The organism is Alterotamlana spongicola (assembly GCF_035818475.1).
Classification (GTDB): Bacteria; Bacteroidota; Bacteroidia; order Flavobacteriales; family Flavobacteriaceae; genus Cognatitamlana.
This window is the reverse complement of sequence record NZ_JAYMGV010000001.1, coordinates 1,989,943-2,004,759: the sequence shown is the minus strand read 5'-3', so window position 1 is coordinate 2,004,759 and position 14,817 is coordinate 1,989,943. Positions and strand designations below refer to the sequence as shown.

Sequence of the window (14,817 nt, the reverse complement as noted above, 5' to 3'; positions counted from 1 at the left end):
CAACTGCTTTAAGAATGACATTATTATTTTTGTAATTGTTTTAAAAACTCCTGTACTATTTTAAAATCATCAAAATCATAGCGCTGCCCTTTAACTTCCTGATAGGTTTCATGCCCTTTACCAGCAATTAAAATAATATCGTTGGGTTGAGCCATTTGACATGCTGCTTTAATAGCTTGCTTTCGGTCTTCTATGGTTAGTGCTTTTTTAAAGTTCTGTGGTTCAACCCCACTTTCAATGTCTTTTAAAATCTCTCCCGGATTTTCACTTCTGGGATTATCGCTCGTAAAAATTACTTTTGTACTTAAGGCCGTGGCAATATGCCCCATTTTAGGCCTTTTAGTTTTATCTCTGTCTCCCCCACAACCTACTACTGTAATAAGTTCTTCGTTCTTTGTTCTTATACTGTTGATGGTTCCCAACACATTTTTTAACGCATCAGGAGTGTGCGCATAATCTACAATGGCTGTAATCTTTTCATCAGAAATGATATACTGAAAACGTCCACTCACACTTTCCAGATCACTTATTAACCTTAAAATCTCAACCTTTTCAAGACCTAACAGCTCTGCCGTAGCATAAATAGCTAATATGTTATATGCATTAAAGTTCCCCACAAGCTTTGTCCACACTTCACTATCATTTACCTTAAGCAATAAACCTCCAAATTGATTTTCCAGAATTTGAGATTTATAGTCCGCATATTGTTTTAGAGCATATGTATATTTTCTGGCCTTTGTGTTTTGAAGCATCACCAACCCATTCTTATCATCTACATTTGAAAGTGCAAATGATTTACCAGAAAGCCCATCAAAGAACCTTTTCTTCACATCTCTATACTCTGCAAAAGTTTTATGATAATCCAGATGGTCATGAGACAGGTTAGTAAAAATACCTCCTTCAAAACGCAAGCCTTCAGTTCTGTATTGATGAATCCCATGCGAGCTTACCTCCATAAAACAGAACTCAACACCTGCAATATTCATTTTGCTTAAACACTCGTTTATTGTTAATGAATCCGGTGTAGTATGCGTTGCCGCATATTCAGTTTCATCGATCATAATTTTTACGGTAGACAGTAAACCTACTTTATAGCCTGCCTTTTTAAACAACTGATACAACAAGCTAGCTACTGTTGTTTTCCCATTAGTACCTGTAACTCCAACAAGTCTTAAGTTTTCTGACGGGTTCTCATGAAAATTAGATGCAATAATCGCTAGGGCTTTATTAGAATTATCTACTTCCACATAAGTTACTCCATCTATTAAATTTTCAGGTAACTTTTCACAAACAACCCCTACTGCGCCATTTTTAATTGCTTTTCCAATAAAATCATGCCCATCAGCAACCAAGCCACGGATAGCCACAAATAAATGGCCATCATCTATCTTTCTGGAATCAAAATTAATAGCACTAATACTTACACCGGTAGTGCCAACCACAGCATTTATAGTAACCTTATACAATATATCTTTTAACGCTTTCATGATGCTCTTAAAATTACTGTTTGATTAGGCCTTAGCTTTGTATTTTTACTCACTGATTGCGCTTTAACAACTCCGCTTCCATCAAGCCTAACCTTAACATCCACCTGCATATTCTCTAATAATACCACAGCATCCATTGCCGGCATACCTACTAAATTTGGCATAATAGTTTTGTAGGTTTGTGCTGTTTTATAAAACTTTTCATAAGCCTCATCTACAACTCCAACTTTCACCTCAAGAGATTCCAATTTATCTATTAGAGGCGTATCTATGTAAATTTTTTGGGCTACTCTCTTAAATACCGGACCTGACACGTCTGCTCCATAATAGCCTATTCCTTTTTCTGGTTCATGAATCACTACAATACAAGAATACTCAGGATCATCAGCAGGAAAGTACCCGGCAAATGAGGAGATATAATTTAGCTTTTCCTTATTTCTATAATCCTTTTGACAAGTTCCTGTTTTGCCTGCCATAGAAAAGTTTTTAGAATACAATCTATTTCCTGTACCATGATCTTTCTCTACAACACTCTTAAGCAATGCCTGCAACTTAGAAATGGTTTCTTTTGAGCAGATTTGCTTATTTACCACCTCTCTTTCAAAAGGTTCAATCACTCTATCAAACTCTTTAACTTCTTTTAAAAACCGAGGTTTTACCATGACACCATCATTTGCAACAGCATTATAAAATGTCAATGTTTGTAATGGTGTAAAAGACACTCCATAACCATAAGCCATCCACTGAAGTGCTATACCACTCCAACGGCCATTTTTAATTCTTGGATCAGGAATAATAGGCTTTGGCTCTCCAATTATCGGAAGATTTAAGTCATTATCAAGATTCATATCATACAACCTATCTACAAACTTTTCAGGCTGTTTTCTATAGGCCTTATCAATAACTTTTACAATTCCGGTATTAGAGGACACCTCAAATGCCTTTGCAACGGTTATCTTACCATAACCACCATGTTTTGAATCTCTAACCTTTTTTCCATAAAAGCTTATAATTCCTTTTTCTGTATCAACAACATCACTGGTATCAACCACTTTATCTTCAAAAGCTGCTGCCAGTGCCATAAGCTTGAAGGTTGAACCGGACTCATGACTTTCTCCTACCGCATAATTCAAACGCTCATAATAATGTCCGTTTTTATTTCTTCCCAAATTGGAAATAGCGCGAATCTCCCCTGTTTTGGTTTCCATTACCACTACACAACCATGATCTGCCTTATATTTTTCTAATTGCTCTAAAAGCGCATGGTGTGCTATATCCTGGATATTCACATCAATAGTAGTATACACATCATAACCATCTTTAGGCTCAACTTCATTAGCATCACTCAAAGGTTTCCACTGCCCTTTACCTATCTTTTGTTTTTTACGATGCCCATCAACACCTCGCAGATATTTCACACCAAAAGCACCATCAATACCAGGCCTTGTTATATTTCCTTTTTCATCAATACGCTCATAACCAATAGTACGTTGTGCTATCCCACCCATAGGATGCTCACGCTTTGTTGTTTGCTCAACAATCAACCCTCCTTTAAATGCTCCAAGTTTTAACAATGGAAAATTCCTCAACCTTATATAATCAGAATAACCAATATTTCTAGCCAATAAATAATACCTGTTTTTATTCGCCCTTGCTCTTCGCAACTGCTTTTCTAACTTATTTGAAGATTTTCCGGAATACTTTGAAAGTGAATCACAAAAAGGTTTTATGTACTTTTCAAAAGTTTTTACTGATGGCGTTACAGCATCAAATCTAATATCATACTTAGGAATTGATGTTGCCAACAAATTACCATTAACAGAATACACATTACCTCTGTTTGCCGGTATTACAACATCTTTAACAACACGTTCAGTAGCCAAAGCCCTGTATTTGTCCCCTTGCAAAAACTGAATACTCAACAATTTAAATACCACAGCAAGGCCGAAGATGAACATACATCCTGCTATAAAATACAAACGGTTCAATATGTTCTTTTCGTTTACTGCCAAGATTGAACTTTAATTTTGAGTTTTGACTATAATCTTATTTGGCGGATTATCAGAAAGCGACAATCCTTTCTCTTTCATGACTTTAATAACATGCGATTCCATTTTAAGTTTCATCAATCTGGAACGACCATCAAAAAAATTAGATCGCATTTCTTTAACCTCATTTTTCATTCGCGCTATCTGATACACTTTTTTATCAGCGCTATGCGAACTTGCAATCATTATCAAGGCAAGACCAGAAACAAACAATATAAATCGCCAGTTTCTAAACGAATCTTCACTGACTAAAAAAGTCCCTTTTAATATGTTATAGATTTTTTTCTTCACTTATACTTTTTCTGCTATTCTAAGTTTTGCACTTCTTGCCCTGTTGTTTATTTTAATTTCTTCTGCCGTTGGCACTATTAACCCATTAACTTTTTTTAACGGTACTTCAAAATTCCCATACATATCACGCTCAGGCTCCCCTTCAAACATACCATTTCTAATAAATCGTTTTACCAACCTATCTTCAAGAGAGTGATAGGAAATAAAACTTAAACGCCCCCCATCATCCAAAAGTTCCGGTGTTTGCAGCAAAAATTCTTTCAAAACCTCAATCTCCTGATTCACCTCTATTCTAATAGCCTGATAAATCTGAGCCAGCACTTTATTAGCATGCCTAGGTGGCAAAAATTTTTTCAACACCGTTTTTAGCTGCTCACTAGTAACTATTGGGTTTACATCTCTCTGTTCAACTATCAATCGTGCCATTGCCGGTGCCGCTCTCAACTCTCCATACTGCAAAAGCACCTGTTTTAATTGCTCCTCCTCATATTCATTTATAACGTGAAATGCAGACAAATCATTTTGCTGATTCATACGCATATCCAAATCCGCATCAAATCTTGTAGAAAATCCGCGTTCCGCTACATCAAATTGATGAGATGACACTCCAAAATCAGCCAAAACCCCATCTACTTTTTTCACACCGTGAAATCTCAAAAAACGCTTTATATACCTAAAATTCTCATGAATAAGCGTAAATCGGCTGTCGTCAATAGTATTATTTAGCGCATCTGCATCCTGATCAAAAGCGAAAAGCTTCCCTTCATTCCCAAGGCGTCTTAAAATCTCCTTACTATGACCTCCTCCACCAAAAGTCACATCAACATACACTCCATCCGGCTTAATATTCAAACCGTCTACCGTCTCCTTTAAAAGCACTGAATTATGATATTCCATAGTCATCATCATCTTGTCCCATTACCTCTTCTGCTAAATCAGCAAAATCAACCGTTGCATCATCTATAGCCTGTTCATATAAATCTTTATCCCAAATTTCAATAATATTAATAGCCGAAGCCACAACTATATTCTTTGAAATATTTGCAAAAACAGTCAAATCTTTAGGCACCAACAAACGACCGTTTGCATCAACCTCAACTATTTTAGCCCCCGCAGTAAACCTTCTAATAAAATCGTTGTTCTTCTTTTTAAACTTATTAAGCTTATTCATTTTTTGCATAAGCACCTTCCATTCCCCCATGGGATACAACTCTAAACACTTTTGAAAAACAGAACGACGTACAACAAACCCCTCCTGCAATACTGCCGAAAGTTGTTTTTTGATAGCAACAGGCATCATTAATCTGCCTTTTGCATCAACTTTACAATCGTATGTCCCTGTTATTAAATCCAATGCGGTTAGTTAAAAAGTATACGTTTAAATTTCAAATATATTGAAAAATTTACCACATTTTACCACTTAATACCACTTTGTTAATAAATTTTCGACCAAAGTAGTTTTATGTTCGATTTAAAAAAGAACAAAGACAACAATCACGCTATCTCTCATTATATTAAGGCTTTGGATTTTTAAAAATTTCAAATTGTTAACATCTTGCTTTTTAAAAATTTCGAGATAATTTTTGTTGGAATAAGATTTTTTTTTGAAAAGCATTATTATGATGGAAATATCAATGAAATAACTATATTTGTTTTTATTGATCGACTAACTTATTAATGGCGCATAGTTTAAAAAAAGAAAGTAAATACAGTTACATTGAAGCAGGAGAAGGCACCCCAATAATTGTGTTACATGGCCTAATGGGCGGCTTAAGTAACTTTGATTCTGTAACAGATTTTTTTAGTATCAAGGGCTACAAAATACTTATCCCAGAACTTCCTATTTACTCCATGTCTTTGCTTAAAACTAATGTAAAGAGTTTTGCAAAATACCTACATGATTTCATAGAGTTTAAAGGTTACAAAGAAGTTATTTTACTTGGAAATTCACTTGGTGGCCACATTGGTTTATATCATACAAAAATGTTCCCGGAATCTGTCAAAGCATTGATAATTACAGGAAGTTCCGGACTTTATGAAAGTGCCATGGGTGGTGGTTATACCAAACGCAGTGATTATGAAGTTATAAAAAAGAAAGCCGAAGATGTTTTTTATGATCCCGCTGTAGCTACCAAAGAGATTGTTGATGAAGTGTATGAAACTGTAAATGACCGCAATAAACTTATAAAAACCTTAGCCATTGCTAAAAGTGCCATTAGACATAATATGGCTAAAGATTTACCCAATATGAATATACCAACTTGTATTATTTGGGGAAAGAATGATACTGTAACACCTCCTGATGTTGCTGAAGAGTTTAATGACCTGTTACCCGATTCAGATTTGTACTGGATAGATAAATGTGGTCATGCCGCAATGATGGAGCACCCTGATGAATTTAATACCATTATGGATACCTGGCTTCAAAAAAGGGATTTTTAAATAAAAGCTTTTTGGCCTATTTTCTCATAAATACAGATTATTAAATCATGAAAATAAAATCTGCTGAGTTTGTAATGAGTAATTCTGATGTGGCAAAATGCCCTAAAAGCAGACTCCCTGAATATGCTTTTATTGGTAGAAGTAATGTTGGTAAATCTTCATTAATAAACATGTTGACTAACCGAAAAAGCCTTGCCAAAACCTCTGGAAAACCTGGAAAGACACAACTTATCAATCATTTTTTGATTAATAAAAACTGGCATTTGGTAGACCTACCGGGATACGGGTATGCTCGTGTCTCAAAAAGCTCAAAAAAAGTATTCCAAAAATTCATCACCCAATACTTTAGTCAACGCGAACAACTTGTTACTGCTTTTGTTTTAGTTGATATTAGACACAATCCACAGCCTATTGATCTAGATTTTATGCAATGGCTAGGGGAAAATCAAATACCCTTTTCAATAATTTTCACCAAAGCTGACAAGTTAAAACCAAAAGCTATTGAAAGCCACATTGAAGACTACAAAACTATCCTTTTAGAATCATGGGAAGATATGCCCAATTATTATATTACTTCATCATCTAAAAGCATTGGTAAAGAAAGCGTTTTAAACTACATTGACCAGCTTAACAATAATATGGAGTCGGGTTCAAAATAACTTCATTTACACTAAATAATTACTCAATCTTTATTTTCCCATTCTACAAGGCAGCTCTTTTATTAAGTCTAGAGTGGCATTCATTTAAGGACTATAGCTTTTTCAAATAGACCATTTTAAGACATCATTATTGTATATTTTTACACCGTATAATTAAAAGTAATAAAATGTATGAAATGGTCAATATATATACTGTGTTTGTTTTTACTCGTATCCTGCAAAGACAAGTATAATAAAAATGCGCAGGGAAACTGGATACAAGGTACAAATCAAGAAAAATTAGAAACTATTGAAAATCAGTTTCGGGGGTTTGATCTGGCAATGATAGAAACAGGATACCGTTACCAAGAACTCTATTGGGCCGGACAAGATGAAAATTGGGAATATGCTAATTATCAAGTTGAAAAAATTCGAAAGGCCATTGAAAATGGTTTAGACCGAAGGCCAAAACGTGCAAAATCAGCAGAACACTTTTTAAATGTAGCGCTTCCTGAAATGGAAGAAGCGTTAAAAGAACAAGACACCGTAGTTTTTAATAAAAATTTTCAAATGCTTAGCAGTAGCTGTATCAGTTGTCATGCCATGGAAAAAGTCCCATACTTTACAGTAAGGAAACCTCTTTATAGACAATCACCAATTCGTAAATAAATAATTATGTTTCAGAAAATAGTTAACTCAGATCATTCAAAAACCACTATCATTATCCGTTTAATGGTAGGTATTGTTTTCCTTTCGGAAGGTATTCAAAAATTTCTTTTCCCTGCTATTCGTGGCGCGGGAAGATTTGAAAAAATAGGACTGCCGTCACCAGAATTTCTCGGGACATTTGTTGGCGCATTTGAGGTTATTTGTGGGGCACTTATATTAATTGGACTACTAACACGCCTGGCCAGTATTTCAACACTTACCATTATGTTAGTAGCTATAGCCACTACAAAATCAGAAATTTTGATCAATGATGGGTTTTGGGTGATGCTGCACGATAGTAGAACGGACTGGGCTATGTTTTTAGGCAGTTTGTTTTTAATTATAAAAGGAAGCGGAAACTGGTCTCTTGATAATTTTTTAAATAGAACTAATTATTAAAAATACCATCTGCAAAACCTATTAACAGTTATGGCAGTTAAATTAAATAAAATCAAAGAAGTCTTTTTTCTGTTTTTCAAATTAGGATGTATTGCATTTGGGGGACCAGCTGCACATATTTCAATGATGGAAAAAGAAGTTGTCACCAAGAGAAAGTGGATGACCCGTCAGCACTTTTTAGACATGGTAGGAGCTACAAATTTGGTTCCAGGCCCCAATTCAACTCAAATGACTATGCATTGTGGCCATGTAAGAGCCGGATGGGCAGGCTTATTCATAGGAGGACTTTCATTTATTACTCCGGCAGTTTTCTTTACCCTGGCTCTGGCCATCATCTATACTGAGTACGGAGAAGTTCCTGCCATAGCTCCTTTTTTCTACGGTATTAAGCCAGCTGTTATAGGAATTATCTTTGATGCATCATTTAAACTTGGCAAAAAAGCATTTAAGTCGTGGCATTTGATTGCTCTTGGTATTTGCATTGCTGTATTATCACTATTAGGAATAGATGAATTTATTTTAATCCTTGTCAGCGGCATAATAGGAATGATCTGGCTAAACATATTAAGCAATAAGAACCACACCTCTATTTTTGCTCCAATATTATTACTAATAAAACCAATTGGAATTGCTGCTAGTAATAGTTCTATTTTTATTTCTTTTTTAAAAATAGCTCTGGTTTTATTTGGTAGTGGCTATGTACTCATAGCCTACATTGACGCTGAACTTGTAGAAAATTTGGGATGGCTTACTAAACAACAGCTTTTAGATGCCATTGCCATGGGACAATTTACACCAGGCCCCGTATTAACTACAGCTACTTTTGTTGGCTATCAATTAAATGGTATCTCTGGCGCACTATGGGCTTCACTTGGTATGTTTTTACCATCCTTCTTTTTAGTGGGTTTGTTAGTTAAACTCATCCCCTGGTTAAGGAAATCAAAAATGCTCTCAAAATTCCTGGATGCTGTAAATGCTGGTGCAGTTGGTATTATGATTGCCATATCATTAAAATTAGGTTATGAATTGGCTTTTGACTGGCGCGCTCTGGTTTTGATGGGAATTAGCACTTTTGTTGCCTTTAAGCTCAGGCAAGTAAGTTCTTTCTGGATAATTATAGGCGGTGGTTTGCTTGGGTATTTGTTATTTATGATACCCTAAAACAACTAACTTTTAACATCTAAAGCATCTCTAAGTGCATTACCTATAAGCATAAAAGCCATAACCAAACTCATAATACAAAGCCCTGGAATAATTGCTAAATAAGGTTTTCCAAGAATAATATAATTATAATGATCTTTTATCATTGCCCCCCAGCTAGCCATAGGCGGTTGTGCACCTATTCCCAAAAAGCTTAGTCCACTTTCAATTAAAATAGCCGCAGCAAAATTAGCTGCAGAAATCACAATCACCGGCGCCATTATATTAGGTAGAATATGTTTGGTTATGATCCTAAAATCTGTATACCCTAAAGCTCTTGCCGCTGTAACATACTGCATTTCTTTAACGCTGATTATTTGTCCTCTCACTATCCTGGCCACCTCTACCCACATAGTCAGTCCTACCGCTATAAACACCTGCCAAAAACCTTTTCCCAAAGCTAGCGTAATTGCTATTACCAATAATAATGTTGGTATAGACCATGTCACATTAATCATCCACATAATAGCCGCATCAACCTTACCTCCAAAATAACCAGCCAAACTCCCCATTAAAACCCCTATTAACAGAGAAATAAACACAGCTACAAAACCGATAAAAAAAGATATCCTTGCTCCAACCAAAATCCGACTTAGCAAATCACGTCCATACTTATCTGTTCCGAACAAAAATGTCTTTTCTTTTATAAAACCCTCTACCAAACTTTCAGAGAACACAGATAACTCTATTTTTTTTTTAGCACCTTTTATACCGTCTGAAACATATTCTGTATACACCAAAACATGTTCCTTAATTTTGTAATCTGAAATGGGGATTTCTGTATCGGCAACTTTCTTTCCAAAAAATATTTTATGAATAGCACCCTGCTCCATTTGTATTTCAGATGGCAGTGTGAGCATAGTTACTTTAAATCCAGGTTTTTTTGAATGAATTGATAAATGCATCTGGTTTGCATGCTGTGAGTTATCAGGTGCAATTAAATATGCAAACACAGAAACCAAACCAACTAAAGCAATAAAACAAAAACTAAAAACGCCCCAAAAGTTTTTTCTAAACTTTTGGAGCGCTAATTGTTTTAGTGAGTTTGATTTATGAGTCATAAATAACCTCCTTTATTTTTTCACTTTTACAGTATTTGATGCTACTTTTTTTATCGGGTAAGCTGTTTTTAAATCCTCTAATACATTCAAAGCCTCTTCAATATAAACATCCTGACTCAAGCTTTGATGCCAACGTTCTCGCTTTTCCTTTAAATCTGTAGTATCTTGATTAAACAGTGATTTCTCAAAACTGGTAGATTCAAACGTTAAGTTTGTTTGATAGTCAGAAATCGCTTCAAAACGTTTAGATTCTTCTTCATTCAATTCTATTTGAGCTTTGTATTTCTCATAGTTCAAAGAAAATGTTGTTTCATCAATTTTACTTTTCACCCATTTGGCATTTTCATCAATCAATTTTAGTTGATCATTATTACTCATACGCTCTTTACTCTTTGCTATAGTCATTTCATAATCAAAATAACTCTCCCAAGGCGTATAGTCTGCCGCATCTATTTCATCCCATGGCAATGGATTACTTTTATCTTTTTCGCCCACATCTATATAGCTAAAACGCCCAGGCACCTCTACATCACTTTTTACACCTTCAAGCTGTACCGAACCTCCATTTATTCTATAATATTTTTGCGTTGTTAAAGCTAAAGCTCCTAAATCTCCGCTAGTGTTATTTCTAAGCATATTGTTCAAATTAATCACATTTTGAACAGTTCCCTTTCCATAGGTCTGCTTGCTACCTATCACTATGGCTCGTTTATAATCTTGCATTGCTGCTGCCATAATCTCTGATGCAGAAGCTGATATTTCATTCACCAGAATCACCAAAGGACCATCCCATGCTATAGATTTGTCTCTATCTCTCAAAACTTCTTTAGCTTCTCCGGTTGAACGCACTTGTACTATAGGCCCGTCCTTTATAAATAAGCCTGCCATATCTACCACCGTAGGAAGCGATCCTCCTCCATTATTACGCAGATCCAGCACCAAGCCTTCTATACCCTCCGCCTTTAAATAATCTATTTCTTTTTTAACATCTTTAGCTGCATTTACATTTTTATAATCCTGAAAATCAACATAGAATGCCGGTAAATTAATAACCCCAAACTTCTTGTCTTCTTTTCCAACTATGGAAGACTTTGCATAAGTTTCAACTAACTCTACAACATCCCTGGTAATAACCACATCTTTAATAGTACCATCAACTTTTTTAATTGTTAACGTGACTTGGGTTCCTTTAGGCCCTTTTATGTATTTGATAGCATCATTGATTCGCATACCAACAATATTTACAGGAAACTCTTCATCTTCCTGCTTTACTTTCAAAATAACATCCTCAACTTCAAGCTCTTTGCTTCTCCAGGCTGGACCTCCAGAAATCAATTCTACAATTTTAATATAATCCATACGCTTTTGAAGTCTGGCTCCTATACCTTCCAGCTTTCCAGACATACGCTGATCAAAATCTTCCTTATTTTTAGGTGCTAAATAATACGTATGCGGATCATACTTTTCAACAATGGTATTTACATAAACGGCAAACCAATCTTCTCGTTTTAAATCATCAATATTATCATTAAAGAAAACATTAATAGAGTTTAAAGTGGCTTCTCGAGCCTCTTTTTCCATTTCAGCTTCTGATTTCATAACATATGCCGGATCCTTTTCTTTTGCTTGTTTTTCCTGCTTATATAAATCATCATAATTTGAAATGGTAGAAAATTTAAGTTGCTTTCTCCAGCGATCCTTCATTTGTTTTTTGCTTTTCACAAAATCAATTTTATCATAATCAGTTTCAAAAGTCTCGTCAATAGTATAGTCAAAAGGCGTAGATAATACTTCTTTATAAATTTCTTTAGCCTCTGCTATACGCTTTAACAAACGCTCATTTACTACATTAAAGAATGTAATATCTGTTGATTTAAGTTGATCGTCAATTAACAATTTGTATTTTTCAAAGTCCTTATAATCCGATTGATAAAAATAGCGTTTTACCGGATCAACAACCCCAATGTAATTATCAAATAAACCTTCAGAGAAGGTGTCATCCATAGCAATAGGATCAAAGTGCCCCTGTTCTAAAACAAACGTAATTATTTGCACTAACAGTTTGTCTTTATCCGGGTTGCTAAATTTTTTAGAAGTAAAACTACACGAAGCAAATGCCAATAAAAGCAAAAGCGACAAAATCTTATAATTCCTTTTCATAATATTCTTCATCTATTAATTATTTGATTTCTTGAAAGAAAACACAATTTATTTTTCACTAAAATAAAGAAAAAACCGTGCCAACACAGGGAATCGCTACTAATTTTTTGTTAAACCGAAGAAATTACGTGTTTACTGCCTAATTTATGTATTTTAGCGATGCTATTTAAAGATAAAAATGACCAAGAGACCACTTATTCTAGTAACTAATGACGATGGGGTTAATGCGCCGGGAATCAGAAACTTAATCCACATTATGAATACCATTGGTGACGTTGTGGTTGTAGCTCCTGACAGTCCCCAAAGTGGTATGGGGCATGCCATAACCCTTAACTCAACGTTACACGCTGAAGAAGTAAAATATGATAATGGACCACAAAAAGAGTACAGTTGCTCAGGTACTCCGGCCGATTGTGTAAAACTGGCTGTAAGAGAGCTTTTAGACAGAACACCGGATTTATGCGTTTCTGGTATTAACCATGGCTCAAACTCTTCAATAAATGTGATTTACTCTGGAACTATGAGCGCTGCTATTGAAGCTGGTATTGAAGGGATTCCTGCCATTGGGTTCTCACTGTTGGATTATGGTTGGGGTGCAAACTTTGAACCTTCAAAGTCTTTTGTTAAATCTATCACGGAAAAAGTTTTAAAACACGGTATTCCAAACGGCCTGGTTTTAAATGTTAATATTCCCAACATTACAGAAGGTGGTATTAAAGGTATTAAAGTTTGCAGACAAGCTAAAGCCAATTGGGTTGAAGAATTTGATAAGCGCAAAACACCTCAGGGCAAGGATTATTATTGGCTTACGGGTAAATTTGTTAATTTAGACGGAGGGGAAGACACTGATGAGTGGGCTCTTAAAAATGGATATATCTCCATAGTTCCTACCCAGTTTGACCTTACAGCCCATCACTTTATAAAAGACTTAAATACATGGAATTTAAATGAATAAAAAAGATATTTTTATCGGCATGCTTGTTGGCCTAATTGCAAATGGTATAGGTTTGTTTTTTGCAGCAAACCTATTAGGACGAGGTGATGATTTTGTAATGGTTATCAAAGCTGCCGCTAACGAAGGGTTTTTGGGAAAACTTATTAGTCTGGGTGCTATTTTAAACTTAATAGCTTTTTTTATTTTTATTAGAAAAAAACAAGATTACAGAGCAAGAGGGGTTTTACTAATAACTGTATTTATTGCTGTATTTACTTTTGTTTTTAAGCTTTTCTAACTAAAATTAGTTTGATTAAAAGATAATTATCACGTGAAATATTACATACTTGCTGGAGAAGCTTCGGGCGATTTACACGGTTCAAACCTAATAAGAGCATTGCAAAAAGAAGATGCAAACGCCAATATCAGGTTTTGGGGTGGTGATCTTATGCAAGAGGCAGGCGGTACTCTTGTAAAACACTATAAAGAACGTGCATTTATGGGGTTTACTGAAGTCATACTAAACCTCGGTAAAATATTCAAACTTATTTCATACTGTAAAAGCGAGATTGAATCTTTCAACCCTGATGTTATTGTTTTTATTGACAATTCCGGCTTTAATTTGAGAATTGCTAAATGGGCAAAGCAAGCTGGTTTCAAAACACATTATTATATTTCTCCCCAGGTTTGGGCATCAAGAGCAGGTAGGGTAAAAGCTATTAAGAGAGACATAGATGCTATGTATGTTATTTTACCTTTTGTTAAACCATTTTATAAGAAATACGGCTATGAGGTTCACTTTGTGGGACATCCATTAATTGATGCTATTAACAACAGAAAGCAAGTTGGGGAATTTAAATTCAGAGCAGAACATCAATTAAATGATAAACCTATAATTGCCCTATTGCCGGGAAGCAGAAAACAAGAAATAACAAAAATGCTTTCTGTCATGTTGAGTTTAGTTAATGAATACCCCGAATATCAGTTTGTAATAGCTGGTGCCCCCAGTCAGGATTACAGTTTTTATGAGACGTTTATAAATTCTCAAAACGTTAAATTCATAGCAAACAAAACCTATGATTTATTGAGTATTTCCACTGCTGCTTTAGTAACATCGGGAACAGCTACCTTAGAGACTGCCTTATTTAAAGTTCCTCAAGTGGTATGTTACAAAGGTAGCTCTATATCTTACCATATTGCCAAACGCATCATAACCTTGAAGTTTATTTCGTTAGTTAATTTAGTTATGGACAGAGCAGTAGTTACTGAATTAATTCAAAATGATTTCAATAAAAAACACCTGAAGCAAGAATTAGATCTCATTTTAGATCCCAAACATCGGAAAAAATTATTTTTAGATTATTATGAATTAGAAAAAACTTTAGGCGGAAAAGGCGCCAGCAAAAAAACAGCCCAATTGATCTATCAATCTATTAAACCTTAATGTAT

At 35.0% G+C, this 14,817-nt stretch carries 15 protein-coding genes; 8 read left to right on the top strand and 7 right to left on the bottom strand.

The genetic code is table 11. From position 1 onward, the window contains the following. Positions 1–23: 23 nt before the first annotated feature. The 5 genes from VOI54_RS08615 to mraZ all read right to left on the bottom strand — a co-directional run bounded on the left by VOI54_RS08615 (position 24) and on the right by mraZ (position 5,180). Positions 24–1,487, bottom strand: coding sequence for a UDP-N-acetylmuramoyl-L-alanyl-D-glutamate--2,6-diaminopimelate ligase (locus VOI54_RS08615; RefSeq protein ID WP_326282327.1), 1,464 nt, complete (start codon positions 1,485–1,487; stop codon positions 24–26). Beyond that, entirely contained in the window at positions 1,484–3,445 is a 1,962-nt protein-coding gene (locus VOI54_RS08610) for a PASTA domain-containing penicillin-binding protein (protein WP_326283146.1), read from the bottom strand. Before VOI54_RS08610 ends, VOI54_RS08615 begins: the two co-directional genes overlap by 4 nt. 63 nt (positions 3,446–3,508) lie before the next feature. Beyond that, positions 3,509–3,826, bottom strand: coding sequence for an FtsL-like putative cell division protein (locus VOI54_RS08605; RefSeq protein WP_326282326.1), 318 nt, complete (start codon positions 3,824–3,826; stop codon positions 3,509–3,511). Next, complete coding sequence (gene rsmH, locus VOI54_RS08600) at positions 3,827–4,735, bottom strand: 16S rRNA (cytosine(1402)-N(4))-methyltransferase RsmH (protein WP_326282325.1); 909 nt, start codon at positions 4,733–4,735, stop codon at positions 3,827–3,829. It abuts the gene before it with no gap. Further along, the gene (gene mraZ / locus VOI54_RS08595) at positions 4,710–5,180 is read right to left on the bottom strand and encodes a division/cell wall cluster transcriptional repressor MraZ (protein ID WP_326282324.1); all 471 of its coding nucleotides are present in this window, start codon (positions 5,178–5,180) and stop codon (positions 4,710–4,712) included. The genes rsmH and mraZ overlap by 26 nt, the downstream gene beginning before the upstream one ends. A 323-nt stretch (positions 5,181–5,503) precedes the next feature. On the opposite strand from mraZ, the gene VOI54_RS08590 reads away from it, so the two are divergent. The 5 genes from VOI54_RS08590 to chrA all read left to right on the top strand — a co-directional run bounded on the left by VOI54_RS08590 (position 5,504) and on the right by chrA (position 9,174). Beyond that, positions 5,504–6,268 (top strand): alpha/beta fold hydrolase, encoded by a 765-nt coding sequence (locus VOI54_RS08590; protein WP_326282322.1) that lies wholly within the window; start codon positions 5,504–5,506, stop codon positions 6,266–6,268. Between the two features lie 47 nt (positions 6,269–6,315). Beyond that, positions 6,316–6,927 (top strand): ribosome biogenesis GTP-binding protein YihA/YsxC, encoded by a 612-nt coding sequence (gene yihA / locus VOI54_RS08585; protein ID WP_326282321.1) that lies wholly within the window; start codon positions 6,316–6,318, stop codon positions 6,925–6,927. 171 nt (positions 6,928–7,098) lie between these two features. After that, positions 7,099–7,575 (top strand): hypothetical protein, encoded by a 477-nt coding sequence (locus VOI54_RS08580; RefSeq protein WP_326282320.1) that lies wholly within the window; start codon positions 7,099–7,101, stop codon positions 7,573–7,575. Between the two features lie 6 nt (positions 7,576–7,581). Further along, positions 7,582–8,013 (top strand): DoxX family protein, encoded by a 432-nt coding sequence (locus VOI54_RS08575; RefSeq protein ID WP_326282319.1) that lies wholly within the window; start codon positions 7,582–7,584, stop codon positions 8,011–8,013. Between the two features lie 30 nt (positions 8,014–8,043). After that, positions 8,044–9,174: a chromate efflux transporter gene (gene chrA / locus VOI54_RS08570; protein ID WP_326282318.1), complete on the top strand. Its 1,131-nt coding sequence runs from the start codon at positions 8,044–8,046 to the stop codon at positions 9,172–9,174. A gap of 5 nt (positions 9,175–9,179) precedes the next feature. On the opposite strand, the gene VOI54_RS08565 is transcribed toward chrA, so the two are convergent. Together VOI54_RS08565 and VOI54_RS08560 are read right to left on the bottom strand one after the other, a co-directional pair. Then, a complete protein-coding gene (locus tag VOI54_RS08565) occupies positions 9,180–10,274 on the bottom strand; it encodes an ABC transporter permease (protein ID WP_326282317.1) in 1,095 nt (364 codons plus the stop codon). A gap of 12 nt (positions 10,275–10,286) precedes the next feature. Continuing rightward, positions 10,287–12,434: a carboxy terminal-processing peptidase gene (locus tag VOI54_RS08560; RefSeq protein ID WP_326283145.1), complete on the bottom strand. Its 2,148-nt coding sequence runs from the start codon at positions 12,432–12,434 to the stop codon at positions 10,287–10,289. Positions 12,435–12,612: 178 nt separating this feature from the next. Here VOI54_RS08560 and surE point away from each other — a divergent pair, with 178 nt between their 5' ends. From surE to lpxB, 3 genes are read left to right on the top strand one after another with little or no spacing between them, the layout of a single operon-like run. Beyond that, a complete protein-coding gene (surE, locus tag VOI54_RS08555) occupies positions 12,613–13,389 on the top strand; it encodes a 5'/3'-nucleotidase SurE (RefSeq protein WP_326282316.1) in 777 nt (258 codons plus the stop codon). Beyond that, a complete protein-coding gene (locus VOI54_RS08550) occupies positions 13,382–13,666 on the top strand; it encodes a hypothetical protein (RefSeq protein WP_326282315.1) in 285 nt (94 codons plus the stop codon). Before surE ends, VOI54_RS08550 begins: the two co-directional genes overlap by 8 nt. A 33-nt stretch (positions 13,667–13,699) precedes the next feature. Beyond that, the gene (lpxB, locus tag VOI54_RS08545) at positions 13,700–14,812 is read left to right on the top strand and encodes a lipid-A-disaccharide synthase (protein WP_326282314.1); all 1,113 of its coding nucleotides are present in this window, start codon (positions 13,700–13,702) and stop codon (positions 14,810–14,812) included. The last annotated feature ends 5 nt before the right edge of the window (positions 14,813–14,817 follow it).

Coding starts and splice junctions, on each gene's coding strand:
- VOI54_RS08565 (WP_326282317.1), bottom strand. CDS start 10,274: ATGACTCATAAATCAAACTCACTAAAACAATTAGCGCTCCAAAAGTTT.
- VOI54_RS08575 (WP_326282319.1), top strand. CDS start 7,582: ATGTTTCAGAAAATAGTTAACTCAGATCATTCAAAAACCACTATCATT.
- rsmH (WP_326282325.1), bottom strand. CDS start 4,735: ATGATGATGACTATGGAATATCATAATTCAGTGCTTTTAAAGGAGACG.
- yihA (WP_326282321.1), top strand. CDS start 6,316: ATGAAAATAAAATCTGCTGAGTTTGTAATGAGTAATTCTGATGTGGCA.
- surE (WP_326282316.1), top strand. CDS start 12,613: ATGACCAAGAGACCACTTATTCTAGTAACTAATGACGATGGGGTTAAT.
- VOI54_RS08560 (WP_326283145.1), bottom strand. CDS start 12,434: ATGAAAAGGAATTATAAGATTTTGTCGCTTTTGCTTTTATTGGCATTT.
- VOI54_RS08610 (WP_326283146.1), bottom strand. CDS start 3,445: ATGTTCATCTTCGGCCTTGCTGTGGTATTTAAATTGTTGAGTATTCAG.
- VOI54_RS08590 (WP_326282322.1), top strand. CDS start 5,504: ATGGCGCATAGTTTAAAAAAAGAAAGTAAATACAGTTACATTGAAGCA.
- VOI54_RS08550 (WP_326282315.1), top strand. CDS start 13,382: ATGAATAAAAAAGATATTTTTATCGGCATGCTTGTTGGCCTAATTGCA.
- VOI54_RS08615 (WP_326282327.1), bottom strand. CDS start 1,487: ATGAAAGCGTTAAAAGATATATTGTATAAGGTTACTATAAATGCTGTG.
- chrA (WP_326282318.1), top strand. CDS start 8,044: ATGGCAGTTAAATTAAATAAAATCAAAGAAGTCTTTTTTCTGTTTTTC.
- VOI54_RS08580 (WP_326282320.1), top strand. CDS start 7,099: ATGAAATGGTCAATATATATACTGTGTTTGTTTTTACTCGTATCCTGC.